The sequence below is a fragment of the Emticicia sp. BO119 genome, from assembly GCF_013912375.1.
Taxonomy (GTDB): Bacteria; Bacteroidota; Bacteroidia; order Cytophagales; family Spirosomataceae; genus Emticicia.
On sequence record NZ_JACETV010000001.1, the window covers coordinates 1,363,911 to 1,378,017 of the forward strand.

Here is a 14,107-nt window from a genome sequence, read left to right on the forward strand (position 1 = left end):
AGCTCTCAAAAATGAACAGAAATCTGAAAGATGGTCTGAATTTTTTCTCTAAAGTAACCCCAGCCCGTGCATGGAATGCTATAAAGAATGTTTCGAGCTATGTGGAGTCGAAAATGACAGGAAAACCTGTTCATCGGGGCTTACCTATTGCCATATCTGTTGAGCCTACTACTTCTTGCAATTTACGCTGTCCTGAATGTCCGAGTGGTTTAAGAAGTTTTACACGACCAACAGGTATGTTGGATGAACAACTCTTTAAACAAACAATAGACGAGCTTTCGAAGACTTTACTGTATCTTACTTTCTATTTTCAAGGTGAACCATATCTACATCCAAAATTTTTGGAATTAGTAAAATTTGCTTCGCAAAAAGGCATTTATACTGCTACTTCAACGAATGCTCATTATTTGAGCGATGCCAATGCCAAACGTACTGTAGAGTCTGGATTAGACCGAATCGTTATTTCGATTGATGGTACGACTCAAGATATATATGAGCAATATAGAGTAGGGGGGAATCTATCAAAAGTAATTGAAGGAGCTAAAAATATAGTTAAATGGAAGAGAGTGTTGAAATCGGCTACTCCTCATGTCATTTTCCAGTTTCTAGTAGTGAAACCTAATGAGCACCAAATGGAAGAAGCTAAAAAATTGACAAAGGAAATTGGTGTAGATGAAATAGCTTTTAAAACTGCCCAGATTTATGGCTATGAAAATGGTTCTGACTTGATTCCAACTATAGATAAATATGCCCGTTATGCTCAACAGACTGATGGTACTTATAAAATCAAGAACAAATTGCTTGACCATTGCTGGAAAATGTGGCACTCTTGCGTAATAACCTGGGACGGAATGGTAGTACCTTGCTGTTTTGATAAAGACGGTGAGCATCGCTTAGGAGACCTGAAAAATGACAGCTTTCAAACCCTTTGGCATAGCCAACTTTATACTAATTTTCGTCAATCTCTTGTACGCTCCCGTGCCGAAATTGAAATGTGTAAAAATTGCACAGAGGGAACTAAGGTATGGGGTTGATATTTCAATATTCATTTTATAGATTTGCCGATTACTTTAATTTTTAACCAACCCAACCTCTATGAATACCAACGTCAGAGTGAAGCTGATGACCATGATGTTCCTCCAATTTTTCTGCTGGGGAGCGTGGTATGGTCAAATGAGTAAATACATGTTTGATTCTCTGAAGGCCAGTGGCGACCAGGTAGGAAATGCCTATACAGCTTTCTCAATTGCAATGATTATTTCTCCTTTTTTTGTTGGAATGATTGCTGATCGCTATTTTTCAGCGCAAAAAGTATTAAGTGTTTTAAATTTCATTGGTGCAATTATTCTTTTCTTTTTAACGAAGATATCAGACCCAAGTCAGTTTTTTTGGTATATTTTAGCTTATTGTATAACTTTTGCTCCAACTATTTCTTTAACCACGTCTATTTCGATGCGTCATATTGCAAGTCCTGAGAAGGATTTTCCGAGTATTCGCGTAATGGGAACTATTTCATGGATTGTTGTAACCAATATTATTGGGTTTATGAATGTGGGTGGTGAAGTAACTATTTTTACGATTGCGATGGGAGCCGCAATAGTTCAAGGACTTTTCAGTTGGTTTTTACCCGATACTCCTCCTAAAGTAGCAGCAGAGAAAACTTCATTTGGACAGATTCTTGGGGCAGATGCATTTTTACTTTTCAAAGACAGGTCATTCGCTATTTTCTTTATATCATCAGTGCTTATCTGTATTCCTTTGTCATTTTATTATGCAATGGCAAACCCGTCTTTAACAGACTCAGGAATGACGAATGTCGAGAATAAAATGTCATTGGGGCAAGCTTCAGAGGTAATATTCATGCTCCTGATTCCATTCGCTTTCCAAAGATTCGGCGTAAAATGGATGTTAGCTATCGGCTTGATTGCCTGGATAATTCGTTTTGCCTGTTTTGGCTATGGAGATGCCGCTACAAGTGAGTGGTTGCTCTATCTTGCCATTGTTTTGCATGGAGTATGCTTCGATTTCTTTTTCGTAACCGGACAGATTTATACTGATAATAAAGCAGGGGTAAAAATAAAAGCTCAGGCACAAGGGCTTATTACACTTGCTACTTATGGCTTAGGAATGGGGATCGGTTCTAAATTAGCAGGAATTATAACAGATATATACACGGTTGATGGGGTAAAGAATTGGACATCCATTTGGCTTGTTCCTGCAGGGATTGCCGCAGTAGTATTAGTGTTTTTTATTTTGATTTTTAAGGATAATACAAGAACTGCCAAAGCTTGACCTTAATATTGTCTTGAATTTCCTTATGAGACTTTGGACTCATAAGGAAATTATTTTTTAAGCATTATGAAATTTATTTTAATATTATTTACTGCTTTGATTATTTGTTCTTCTTGTACAACGCTTAATTCATTAGATGATATGAATTGTAAATTACCGGACGACAAGAGTAAAAATTTTATTGGCAAATGGAAGGTATTCAGCAATGACAAAAAATTTATCTGGAGATTTTATAGCGATAACACAACCACCACTTTAGAAAATACATATCTGACACAGATTTTTAATGAAGAAGTGTTTGCAAGCAGGTGGCAAAATGAAAAGATTGATACGCTAAAAGTATTCTTTGATAATGGTGGACCAAATACTCACGGATACAGAACAATAGAATATCTGATTTTATCGAACCAATGTCGCGAAATAATAATGGTAAATGTAAAAACCAGTGATACTCTTATATTGAAAAGAAAACAGTATTTCTACCAATAATTATTCCTTAAATTTCAAAGCTTCTACCACTCTCATTTTAGAAACTACTAAAGTCGGAATAGTGATAACAGCCAATATGAGCAAAATAGTGGCAATATTAAGTAACGCTATAATTAACCAATCCCATTCGATTGGTACGTAACTTATATAGTAATTTTCGGGATCAAGTGGTATTACTTTAAAATAATATTGAATAGACCCTAAGCCAATTCCAATTAAATTTCCATATAATATTCCTTTAAGAATAATATTAAGACCATTAAAAACGAAAATTTTACGAATCTGAACATTATCAGAACCCAAAGCTTTCAACATACCAATCATTGGAGTCCTTTCCATCATCATTACTAACAATACTGAAATCATATTAAAACAGGCAACCAATAAAATCAATCCCAATACAATCAGGATATTTTTATCTAATAGGTTCAACCAATCAAAAATAGCAGGAAACATTTCAGTGATTTTAGTAACTTTCATGTCCTGATTGATTTCATTGGTAACATCTTTAGCTGCTTCGTTTAATTTGCCGAAGTTCTTCAAGAATATCTCGTAATGTCCACAGGTATTATCGTCCCACCCATTCATTTTTTGCACCAATGACAGATCCCCTAAGATAAAGTTTTTGTCAAACTCTTCTAATCCGGTCTCATAGATACCGATTACTTTTACTTTTCTGACTCTTGGTGGAGTTTGAATAAAGTATATCAGAACTTCGTCTAATAATTTTATTTTCAGCCTTATTGCAATTTTTTTGCTAATAATTACTTCATTTGAAAAAGTAGTATCTGCAAAATTTATTATCTTTCCCTCTACAAGATTCTTTGAAAATGTTGGCCAATCGTAATCTCTGCCAACACCTTTGATAATAATCCCAGCCAATTCTTCACTCGACTTTAGCATTCCGGCTTTATTACCGACAGCCTGTACATGTCGAATTTGAGAGTTTTGAAGGTAATTATTATAAAAATTTGTTTTTATTGGCATTGGTGTTTCTTCATACGACTGATTCAGTGTAATTTTGCTGACTTGTATATGAGAGCTAAGGCTGAAAAGTTTATCTTTGATGGCTTTTTTGTACCCAACCAATATGGCAAAGGAGATAATCATGACAACTAGTCCTATTGTAATACTCGCTACTCCAACCTTAATTACAGTAGAAGTGAAAGATTCTGATTTTGTTTTATGTATGCGTTTGGAGATAAAGCGGGATAAATTCATAGGTTTTCTTGAGCAAGCCTGAGCTAATACTGATTATCGTTTGATAACGAAAGATTTTACAAAGCTATTAATTTTGTTTAAAACGATAGTAATTACTTTTAACATTAAAAGTTTTTTAGATTTTAATCCTTCAATTGAGTAAGGCTGCAAAATGGCCTCAACTGTATCGTTCATGTATTATAAAATTAAAGTATTTTTATTTAAAATCTTTCTTTTAGGTTTAATCAGTTTAGGAACCGTTGAATTATTGTACCAGTTTAATCCATATACAGAGAGAAATTTAGAAATATCCTATACCGCCAGTATTATTGAAAAATACAAACGGCTTCAATCTTTACCTTCTCCAAAAATAGTCTTGATAGCAGGTTCAAATTTTGCTTATGGCATCAACAGCGAAATGATCGAAAAAAGTCTTCATAAGCCTGTTGTAAATATGGCTATGCACTATGACTATGGTACCGATTTTATGCTTCGACAAATTCAGGGCGAAATGAAAGCAGGTGATACTGTAATTATGGGCTTTGAGTATATTATAGAAACAGAGGGGGATGTCGGAGAAAAAATACAAATGGCAAAGATTTTTCCGAAGGCTTACGAATGGTTCGATTATAAGAGTATCACACAATATATCAGAGAAAATGTAATTGTTAGGATTTCAAATCTGAGATTGATACTTGAACGATTAAGCAGTAAGGAGGAAGTACCCCCAACAGTAGAAGACAACACGAGCATTTTCTTCAGAAGGGCCATTAATCAGTATGGTGATTTGATCAGCCATCTGAATAATCCATCATTGAAAAGTATCCCTCCTGCTGTTATCAATGATAAAGTAAGTATGCATCTGGCAATTGCCGATATGAATGCTTTTTATGAAAGAATGCAAAAAAAGGGGGTGATGGTATATTACTCATATCCATCTTACGCAAAATCAAGTTATAAGCACGACCAGACTATTATCAATAAACTTGATAAGGAATTTAAGAGTGAAGCTCGATTCCCGATTTTAGGGAAATTAAAGGACTTTGTTTTTGCTGATAGCTTGTGTCAGGACATGGTATACCACCTTAATGCTAAAGGTCGTGATATCCGTACACAAAAACTGATTGATTTATTAAAAACCGCTCATTAATAATAAATGACAGGCATTAAGAAATTTTTTTATAAAATATTTTTATTAGGAACAATCATAGTTGTTTCAGTTTGGCTGTTTAATAAAGTCTTCATAGCTCAAAGTTTTTCTTATGCCTACCTGGGTGGAATGCTGAATGATAAACACAAAATTGCAGAAATGACAGATTCGCCGAAAGTTTTGTGGGTGGGCGGGTCAAGTGGTTCTTTTGGAATCAATAGTGACAGGCTCGAAAAATTCTTTGGTGTACCTGTTGTTAACATGTCATTCATTGCTCCTTTAGGAACCTATTTTTTAACTAATGATGCTCTAAAAGAGGTTCGTAAGGGTGATATCGTATTTATTAGTACAGAATATGATATTGAAAAATACAGTACTCCTCAGGTTATTTATGAAGCAGTTGATTATTATCCAGCAGGTGCTATTTATATTCAAAAAGATACTACCCTTATTGATTTTATTGGGCATCAGATGAAACATAAACTTTCGAATGTGAAAAAATTATTCTGGAATATTTTTAGTAAAAATGAGGCAGTTAATGCTTCTGTAAGTGATAAGACTTCAGTTTATTTCAGAAATGCGTTTTCAAAGAAGGGTGATATTGTTAGCCATGTAAATAATATGCCCAAGAGTATAGATTTTTTCCTTTTTCCCAGAGCACCCATTGATTATGCTGAACAGTTAAAAGACTTGAATTATTTCGTGGAAGAAGCTCAAAAAAAAGGAGCTAAGGTATATTTTGTTTTTACACCTTTAGCAGAATCAACGTATAATTATGGTAAGATTGCAGTTGAGTCAGTTGAAACCCAGTTAAAGAAACAGTTAAAATGTGAAATACTGGGTTGTGCAAAAGATTTTATAAGAAAGGATACCAGTTTTTTTGATTCTTTTTATCATCTAAAGCCAGCAACACGTGACATAAATACGCAGAGAATAATAGAATTATACAAAAAAAAGCAAAAAACAAATTGATAAAAATAATGGCCTTAATTTTGAAAGCCATTAGAAAAAACAGCTTATTTACGTTTATTTGATATGATATTTAATTCAATTGAGTTTGCCATTTTTTTTCCGATAGTAACTTTAGTTTACTTCCTGCTACAGCATAAGCATCGCTGGTGGTGGTTGTTAGCATCAAGCTGCTATTTTTATATGTTTTTTAAGCCCGAATATATCCTGATTCTGGGCTTTACAATTGTAATAGATTATTTTGCCGGAATACTGATTGAGCAATCACAAGGAACAAAACGAAAATGGTATTTAGTGATGAGTTTGATCGCAAATATAGGAGTATTGGCAATTTTTAAATATTATAACTTCTTCACCTTAGTAGTAGGGGAGGCCGGATTGGCAAGTCTACCTATGCTCAAAATTCTACTACCTATTGGATTATCATTCCATACATTTCAGGCCATGAGTTATACAATAGAAGTGTATAGGGGGAATCAGAAAGCAGAGAGACATTTTGGTATTTATTCATTGTATGTCATGTTTTATCCGCAGTTAGTGGCTGGGCCTATCGAACGTCCGCAAAATGTATTACATCAGTTTTATGAAAAACATACTTTTGATTATGACAGAGTAACAGGTGGTCTAAAGCTAATTGCCTGGGGGTTGTTCAAAAAAGTAGTAATCGCCGACCGTCTGGCACTTTTCGTTGATAAAGTTTATGACCATCCATTAGATTATCAGGGTATTCCTGTTATAGTTGCTACAATCTTCTTCTCTTTTCAGATTTATTGTGATTTTTCAGGTTATTCAGATATTGCTATCGGGTCAGCGCAGGTAATGGGTTTTAAGCTTATGAAAAACTTTGATAGACCATATTTCTCAAAAAGTATATCAGAGTTCTGGCGGCGTTGGCATATTTCATTATCAACGTGGTTCCGAGATTATCTGTATATACCTTTGGGAGGAAACAGAGTGAGTACTTATAGACGTTATTTTAATTTATTTTTTGTTTTTACAATGAGTGGTTTATGGCATGGAGCTAACTGGAATTATATAATCTGGGGAGCTTTGCATGGAATTTATTTGGTGGCTGCTATTATTTTAGCTAAGCCCCGAAATTTTATCAATAAAATTACAGGTATAACCAAATTCCCTATCTTATATAAATTAGTTCAGGTTTCAATTACTTTTGTTCTTGTGGCTTTTGCATGGATATTTTTCAGAGGGAGTTATCTTGAATTAGGCTGGACATGGCATTTGGTTACTCATCTTTTTACAGGTTTGCCATCTCTGTCAGAATTTCTGCATATAGATTACATCTCTCAGAATGTCTTTTTGGATAAAGGAGCGAAGGAGTTTTTTACTGCTATTACCTTAATTATCTTTATGGAGATAATCCATTATATACAACGCGACAAGTGTATTCGGGATGTGATTTCTTCGAAACCTATTTGGGTACGTTGGGGACTCTACTATATTTTTGTTATGTTGTTTTTTGTATTTGGTGTCTTTGATTCTCCTGCACAATTTATTTATTTTCAGTTTTAATGGAGTTGCTCTTTCGGTAGATATATAACCTATATTCAAGGGATCCATTTCTGACAATTATGTTAAGTTTTGATTATGTCCCGTTTTTAATACTCAAGAAACGTTGTGTCCATAACGAACACAATGTTTCTTGAGTAATTGGCTATTTGATATCTGTCAGGTATGAATTTTTTCTGTAATCTAATTACGTATTTAATTTAGCTAGTAAAATACTCGATCAACTACATGTTAATCAAACTATGAGTAGTTGTTTGAAATGATTTTTTAATCTATTTGTTTGGTAGATTTAATATGATGTAATTTGTAACACATATAATAAAAAGTAGCTTTGAGCTATAGCGTACAAAGATGGTTGTGTGTGTTAACTTGAAGACAAGGAGTTTCATAAACTCTTCTTAGTTGTTCGACACCACACACAACAACAATAATATTGTCAATTTTAAGCACTGATAAGATTTATTAGAAAATATGTTTGTAAAGTTATCTTACTTTTTAAAACTTAGAAGATAGATTCTAATATCCGATCCAATTATCCTTAAATTTAGATTTTCAATAAATATTTACAAAACCATTCTAAAATTATGCAATTCGAGACCCTTCAATTACACGCCGGTCAGGTGGTTGATCCTGCTACCAATGCAAGAGCAGTACCTATTTATCAGACAACGTCCTATACTTTCAATAATGCAGAGCACGGTGCCAATTTATTTGCGCTGAAAGAGTTTGGTAATATTTACACAAGAATAATGAATCCTACCAGCGACGTGTTTGAAAAGCGTATAGCAGCTTTAGAGGGAGGAGTTGCGGCATTGGCAGTTGGGTCTGGTCACGCTGCTCAGTTTATTGCCATCAACAATATTACTAAAGTTGGTGATAATTTTGTGACCACATCATTTCTTTATGGAGGATCATATAATCAATTCAAAAATTCTTTTAAAAATATAGGAGTAGAGGCTCGCTTTGCTAACGGAGATAGCATTGAAAGTTTTGAAAAGCTGATCGATGAAAAAACGAAATTTATCTATCTGGAATCAATCGGGAATCCTGGGTTTAGTGTTCCTGACTTTGAAGCTTTTGCAAAACTAGGACAAAAATATGATTTGCCATTGATTGTTGACAATACTTTTGGTGCAGCAGGTGCTATTGTTCAACCGATTAAATATGGAGCAAATGTAATAGTGCAATCGGCTACTAAATGGATTGGCGGTCATGGAACAACAATGGGTGGAGTAATTGTAGATGCAGGAAACTACAATTGGGGTAATGGTAAATTCTCACAATTTACTGAACCGTCGCCAAGCTATCATGGATTGATACTAAATGATGTTTTTGGTATTGGTGGGCCATTCGGAAATATTCAGTTTATTATCAGAGCACGAGTGGAAGGATTAAGAGACTGGGGACCTGCTCAATCTCCTTTTAATTCCTTCCTATTATTACAGGGTTTAGAAACACTGACACTTAGAGTAGAAAGAATTGCTGAAAATGCTTTGAAATTAGCTCAATGGCTGGAAGCACATGAGGCAGTTGAAAGTGTAAACTATTTAGGCCTACCTGAAAACCAGTATCATGACCTGGCTAAAAAATACCTGAATCGTGGTTTCGGTGGTGTATTATCTTTCAAATTGAAAGGAGATAAAGCAAAGGCTTCTAAATTTGTAGATAGTCTTAAATTGATTAGTCACCTGGCCAATGTCGGAGACTCTAAAACTTTGATTATCCATCCGGCTTCCACTACGCACTCGCAATTATCTGATGAAGAACAAGTATCAGCAGGAGTTGAACCAACTCTATTACGTATTTCAGTTGGTATCGAACATATTGACGATATAAAGGCTGATATTGAAAATGCATTGGCAAATCTTTAAATGAAAAGATATTTCCACTCATAGCTAAAAATTGTGAGTGGAAATGCTAAATAACTGCTTCAACAAAAGTCAAACACATTGTAAAGAAAAATCCCAAATAATCAGTTAAATAAGTAGGTCTGAATTGATATTAGTATTGAATAATCTGCCTTTAAGTAGAATAATTATAAACCATTTTTTAGCAAATAAGTTTCAATTGATAATAGTAGAATAAATATAAAATAAAGAGTATGATTTGAGTTATTTGTCAATGGTAAAAACAGATTTTGATGCAATAATAGTTGGGTCAGGGCCAAATGGGCTATCTGCTGCCATTGCTTTGCAACAAGCTGGGGTCTCTGTCTTATTGATTGAAGCTAAAGAGACTATTGGGGGCGGACTAAGATCTGCTGAATTGACCCTGCCGGGTTTTATACATGATATTTGTTCTGCGATTCATCCTCTGGCATTAGCTTCACCATTTTTCAGAACCTTACACTTGGATAAATACGGGCTGGAATTTATACAGCCGACGGTGGCGGCGGCACATCCCTTTGACAATGGTTCAATAGCTTTGCTCAATAAGTCGATAGAAGAAACGGCATCAGGATTAGGGAATGACAAAGCGATATATCTGAAACTGATTGGGCCATTAACAAAGCAATTGCCCTTATTGGCAAGTGATATTTTAGCCCCTTTAAGTGTCCCACAGAATTTTTTTGCATATACTAATTTTGGTCTTAAAGCGCTTCTACCCGCCAGTATTTTGGCAAAACTTTTTTCAACTGAAGCCACCAAAGGTTTATGGGCTGGAATGTCGGCTCATTCAATACTGCCATTAAATAGTTTTACTACTTCTGCAATAGGCTTGGTGTTGTTAGCTGCAGGCCATACTTTTGGCTGGCCGATTCCAAAAGGCGGGTCACAACAAATAGCTAATGCGTTAGCGGCTTACTTTCAAGCTATTGGGGGTAAAATTGAAACTAATTTTTATGTAAAATCTTTGCAACAATTACCATCTTCAAGGGCAATATTATTTGATATAACCCCGAAACAACTCTTGCAAATAGCCGGGCATACTTTTTCTTCTTTTTATGAATGGCAATTACAAAAATATAGGTATGGTATGGGGGTTTTTAAGATAGACTGGGCACTGGCAGAAGCAGTTCCTTTTAAAGCAAAAGAAAACCTGCTGGCCGGGACAGTCCATTTAGGTGGAAGTTTTAAAGAGATAGCTTTGAGCGAGCAACAGGTTTGGAGGGGGCATCATCCTGAAACACCCTTTGTATTATTGGCACAGCAAAGTCTTTTTGATTCAACCCGCGCACCAATTGGAAAGCATACCTTATGGGGATACTGCCATGTTCCGGCCAATTCAACCAAAGACATGACTTTTGCAATTGAAAAACAAATCGAGAGATTTGCACCAGGATTCAGAGAACGAATATTAGCAAGGCATACTATGAATAGTAACCAGTTGGAAGAGTATAATCCGAATTATGTAGGGGGAGATATTAATGGAGGAGTTATGGATGTAAGACAACTATTTACACGTCCTGCTTTGCGGTGGTCACCTTACCGGACATCAACCAAAGGTCTTTATATTTGTTCTTCCTCAACCCCTCCGGGTGGAGGAGTACATGGCATGTGCGGATACCATGCAGCACAAAGAGTTTTAAAAGATTTATTTTAAAGACAATTTAAGAAAGAATTATTAATATTACCCTTTAAAACTACTCTAATCACTTTAAATTATGTCTACCTCTACTAAAAAAATTACTTTAACAGAAGATTGGACTGTCGTTATCTTAGGTTTTTCCATCGTTTTATTGGCTATTTCAGGATTTTTATTACCAATTCCATCTTTTGGATGGAGCAATTCTACCGAATTATTTACGAAAGTGTTATCAATAGACAATCTGCAGAAAATTATTATTCAGTTAGTAGCAGTTATGGTTGTCTCGGTGATAGGAGCAACTCTTTTAGGTAATCATATTAAACCATTTTTGACAGGCCTACCGATTGTGTATATGTTAACAATACTGGCTTTAATAATAACCGGGAATAAGACCATCAAAAGCTTAAATCTTGAAGCTGTTATCTTTAGCTTAGCTATTGGCTTATTGATTGGCAATAGCATTAAGCTTCCTGCCTGGCTTAAATCGGCATTGTCTACTGAGCTATTCGTAAAAATAGGCTTAGTATTATTGGGCACAAGTGTAATTTTTTCTGATATTCTTAAGTCAGGTTCATTAGGATTAATCCAGGCTCTGGTAGTAGTTATTTCTGTATGGTATTTTGCTTTCTGGATTTCAAAGAAACTGGGTATTGATGAAGAAATGGGTATCATGCTTTCGAGTGCGGTTTCAATTTGTGGAGTATCGGCTGCAATTGCTACCTCTGGAGCTATTAAAGGTGACTCCAAGAAATTATCTTATGTCATTTCATTAGTATTAATAACGGCAATTCCTATGATGATATTTATGCCTTATATTGCAAAAGTAATGGGGCTTTCGCAAGAAGTGACAGGTGCATGGTTAGGAGGCACAATTGATACTACAGGAGCAGTTGTAGCCTCTGGTTCATTAGTAGGAGAGGTAGCTCTGAAAATAAGTACTATTGTTAAATTCTCCCAAAATGTATTATTGGGGGTTGCCGCTTTTGCTATTTCAATTTATTGGACTTACACAAATAATCCTTTAGCAAAAGACAAAGATACAAAGCCCTCGATGTTAGTCATCTGGGAACGCTTTCCTAAATTTGTTTTAGGTTTTGTAGGTGCGTCATTGTTATTCTCTTTTGTTTTATCGGCTGATACTGTTAGTAACGTAAAGGATAGTTTGAAGAATTTTCAAGGCTTATGGTTTGCTTTAGCTTTTACAAGCATAGGATTAGAAACTAATTTCGCAGATTTATTTAATAAAGACAGTAAAAAACCATTATATGCTTTTCTGATTGCACAGACCTTTAATATTTTTATAACTTTAGTTATTGCTTATTTTTTATTCAAATAATTATGGTTTCATTAAAATTGCCGTATTTTGATTTTTCAAACTGTCGCATTTTTTCTTCTGTTGTGGTAGGTAAAATATTGACTCACTTTATGAAGCAATAGCATTAAAAGTTGATAAACTTTGAAAAGGGATTTTAAAATAATCTACTAATATAATAGATTATATAGATTAATAGTCTATATTTGTGCCATAAGTAGAATTCACGACAATAAAACCATAATTATTTTACTGAAATGATTAAAAATAAGGGAAAATATGATGATGCTTTCTGGGATACTGAAATTCCAATAAAAAGGAATAATACTAAGTTATTTCCTTTGCTAACTGGCTCAAAAGTACCAGATATTAGCTTCAAAAAGGAAATGGGTATATGGCAAAAGGTTTCTTATCGATTCAATTATACATCTGCGTCTATTAAGACAATTATTGATAATAAGCCCTTAGTAATTAGCTTCTTATCGGGCGGGTGGAATAATTATGGTTTAAAGCATTTGAACCTATTGAGTGAGGCTTATCAGGAAATTATTGCATTAGGTGGTAATTTGTTAGTGATTGTTCAGGCTTCATATAGTGATATGGGAGAGATGGTACAGTATTTTAGAATTCCATTCAATGTAATTGCTGACCCCCAAAATGAAATTTCGGAGAAATTTGGTCTGTTTTCGAAAGAAATACCTGTTTGGAATAAAGTAACAGGTATTTCAGAAGAGGTACCTATTCCAGCAACTTATGTATTAAATCAGTATGGTCATATTATTTATCATACGATAGATGAAGATTTCCTGCATACTTTTTCAGCCACAAAGGTTTTAGGGGCTGTATTTGCCGCAGCCAATCGAGTTCCTTATACTGCTAATTATAATTATGCAGCTTAAAAATTCAGTAACTTAGTGCTTGTATGATTCAGAAATGGGATAGGTACAAATAATAAATCAATGTTCTTCTACTAATAATATGGTTTAAAATTAATCATTCATCCATACAATAGATTTTATTATGAAACTCTCTGCAAATATCAATTTTCTGACAATTCCTGGACTTGCAAGTTCAGGACCAAAACATTGGCAGACACTTTGGGAGAAACAATATCCTTATTTGTTTACACGGGTCGAGCAAGATAACTGGGACTTGCCTGTATGTAGGCTTTGGATTGAAAAACTACAACACTACATTGAAAGTCTGAAGAAACCGACTGTTTTGGTAGCACATAGTATGGGGTGTATAACGGTTGCTCATTGGGCTAAAAATTATTTTTCTCCTTTAATAATTGGAGCTTTTTTGGTTGCCCCTGCGGACGTTGAATATTCTGAAAGATTAAGCTTTGCCGAAGGCTTTAACCCGATTCCTTATACAACACTTCCATTTGAAAGCGTTGTGGTTTCAAGTACAAACGATATTTATGCTACGATAAAACGGTCGGAATATTTTGCAAAAGGCTGGGGTAGCACTTTTTTAAATGTAGGCGATAAAGGCCATATAAATGCAAATTCTGGTATTGGAGAATGGGAAGAAGGTAAAATTATACTAAACCAATTTTTAGAAGTTTTAAATAATAATTCACGATTATGATATGTGGAATAGAATTTCTGTAGAAATTTAGTATAAAATTTAGAAGT

Annotated in this window: 12 protein-coding genes; 11 read left to right on the top strand and 1 reads right to left on the bottom strand. The window is 34.6% G+C overall.

Translation table 11 applies throughout. The features are described 5' to 3' along the window. The first annotated feature begins 11 nt into the window (after nucleotides 1-11). The 3 genes from H1R81_RS05960 to H1R81_RS05970 all read left to right on the top strand — a co-directional run bounded on the left by H1R81_RS05960 (nucleotide 12) and on the right by H1R81_RS05970 (nucleotide 2,781). A complete protein-coding gene (locus H1R81_RS05960; RefSeq protein ID WP_181839743.1) occupies nucleotides 12-1,034 on the top strand; it encodes an SPASM domain-containing protein in 1,023 nt (340 codons plus the stop codon). A 61-nt stretch (nucleotides 1,035-1,095) separates the two neighbouring features. After that, nucleotides 1,096-2,292 (top strand): nucleoside permease, encoded by a 1,197-nt coding sequence (locus H1R81_RS05965; protein WP_181839744.1) that lies wholly within the window; start codon nucleotides 1,096-1,098, stop codon nucleotides 2,290-2,292. A gap of 66 nt (nucleotides 2,293-2,358) precedes the next feature. Continuing rightward, the gene (locus H1R81_RS05970) at nucleotides 2,359-2,781 is read left to right on the top strand and encodes a hypothetical protein (RefSeq protein ID WP_181839745.1); all 423 of its coding nucleotides are present in this window, start codon (nucleotides 2,359-2,361) and stop codon (nucleotides 2,779-2,781) included. Here the strand turns inward: H1R81_RS05970 and H1R81_RS05975 are convergent, their stop codons facing one another. Continuing rightward, the gene (locus tag H1R81_RS05975) at nucleotides 2,782-4,002 is read right to left on the bottom strand and encodes an ABC transporter permease (protein WP_181839746.1); all 1,221 of its coding nucleotides are present in this window, start codon (nucleotides 4,000-4,002) and stop codon (nucleotides 2,782-2,784) included. Between the two features lie 172 nt (nucleotides 4,003-4,174). On the opposite strand from H1R81_RS05975, the gene H1R81_RS05980 reads away from it, so the two are divergent. The 8 genes from H1R81_RS05980 (at nucleotide 4,175) to H1R81_RS06015 (ending at nucleotide 14,060) form a co-directional block, all read left to right on the top strand. Then, nucleotides 4,175-5,131, top strand: coding sequence for a hypothetical protein (locus H1R81_RS05980; protein WP_181839747.1), 957 nt, complete (start codon nucleotides 4,175-4,177; stop codon nucleotides 5,129-5,131). A 261-nt stretch (nucleotides 5,132-5,392) separates the two neighbouring features. Beyond that, nucleotides 5,393-6,103 (top strand): hypothetical protein, encoded by a 711-nt coding sequence (locus tag H1R81_RS05985; protein WP_181839748.1) that lies wholly within the window; start codon nucleotides 5,393-5,395, stop codon nucleotides 6,101-6,103. Between the two features lie 63 nt (nucleotides 6,104-6,166). Beyond that, nucleotides 6,167-7,630, top strand: coding sequence for an MBOAT family protein (locus H1R81_RS05990; protein WP_181839749.1), 1,464 nt, complete (start codon nucleotides 6,167-6,169; stop codon nucleotides 7,628-7,630). Nucleotides 7,631-8,211: 581 nt separating this feature from the next. Beyond that, nucleotides 8,212-9,498 carry an O-acetylhomoserine aminocarboxypropyltransferase/cysteine synthase family protein gene (locus H1R81_RS05995; RefSeq protein WP_181839750.1) on the top strand — a complete coding sequence of 429 codons (1,287 nt, stop codon included), beginning with the start codon at nucleotides 8,212-8,214 and terminating at the stop codon, nucleotides 9,496-9,498. Between the two features lie 250 nt (nucleotides 9,499-9,748). Next, complete coding sequence (locus tag H1R81_RS06000) at nucleotides 9,749-11,170, top strand: NAD(P)/FAD-dependent oxidoreductase (RefSeq protein ID WP_181839751.1); 1,422 nt, start codon at nucleotides 9,749-9,751, stop codon at nucleotides 11,168-11,170. A gap of 61 nt (nucleotides 11,171-11,231) precedes the next feature. Further along, entirely contained in the window at nucleotides 11,232-12,491 is a 1,260-nt protein-coding gene (locus H1R81_RS06005; RefSeq protein WP_181839752.1) for a YeiH family protein, read from the top strand. 233 nt (nucleotides 12,492-12,724) lie between these two features. Further along, the gene (locus H1R81_RS06010) at nucleotides 12,725-13,366 is read left to right on the top strand and encodes a redoxin domain-containing protein (RefSeq protein ID WP_181839753.1); all 642 of its coding nucleotides are present in this window, start codon (nucleotides 12,725-12,727) and stop codon (nucleotides 13,364-13,366) included. A gap of 121 nt (nucleotides 13,367-13,487) precedes the next feature. Continuing rightward, nucleotides 13,488-14,060 carry an alpha/beta hydrolase gene (locus H1R81_RS06015; protein WP_181839754.1) on the top strand — a complete coding sequence of 191 codons (573 nt, stop codon included), beginning with the start codon at nucleotides 13,488-13,490 and terminating at the stop codon, nucleotides 14,058-14,060. Nucleotides 14,061-14,107: the final 47 nt, after the last annotated feature.

Bases quoted from the DNA above. Each gene is read 5' to 3' on its own strand.
- H1R81_RS05975 (WP_181839746.1), bottom strand. From the start codon at position 4,002: ATGAATTTATCCCGCTTTATCTCCAAACGCATACATAAAACAAAATCA.
- H1R81_RS05965 (WP_181839744.1), top strand. From the start codon at position 1,096: ATGAATACCAACGTCAGAGTGAAGCTGATGACCATGATGTTCCTCCAA.
- H1R81_RS05995 (WP_181839750.1), top strand. From the start codon at position 8,212: ATGCAATTCGAGACCCTTCAATTACACGCCGGTCAGGTGGTTGATCCT.
- H1R81_RS06000 (WP_181839751.1), top strand. From the start codon at position 9,749: ATGGTAAAAACAGATTTTGATGCAATAATAGTTGGGTCAGGGCCAAAT.
- H1R81_RS05985 (WP_181839748.1), top strand. From the start codon at position 5,393: ATGTCATTCATTGCTCCTTTAGGAACCTATTTTTTAACTAATGATGCT.
- H1R81_RS06010 (WP_181839753.1), top strand. From the start codon at position 12,725: ATGATTAAAAATAAGGGAAAATATGATGATGCTTTCTGGGATACTGAA.
- H1R81_RS05970 (WP_181839745.1), top strand. From the start codon at position 2,359: ATGAAATTTATTTTAATATTATTTACTGCTTTGATTATTTGTTCTTCT.
- H1R81_RS05980 (WP_181839747.1), top strand. From the start codon at position 4,175: ATGTATTATAAAATTAAAGTATTTTTATTTAAAATCTTTCTTTTAGGT.
- H1R81_RS05960 (WP_181839743.1), top strand. From the start codon at position 12: ATGAACAGAAATCTGAAAGATGGTCTGAATTTTTTCTCTAAAGTAACC.
- H1R81_RS06015 (WP_181839754.1), top strand. From the start codon at position 13,488: ATGAAACTCTCTGCAAATATCAATTTTCTGACAATTCCTGGACTTGCA.
- H1R81_RS06005 (WP_181839752.1), top strand. From the start codon at position 11,232: ATGTCTACCTCTACTAAAAAAATTACTTTAACAGAAGATTGGACTGTC.
- H1R81_RS05990 (WP_181839749.1), top strand. From the start codon at position 6,167: ATGATATTTAATTCAATTGAGTTTGCCATTTTTTTTCCGATAGTAACT.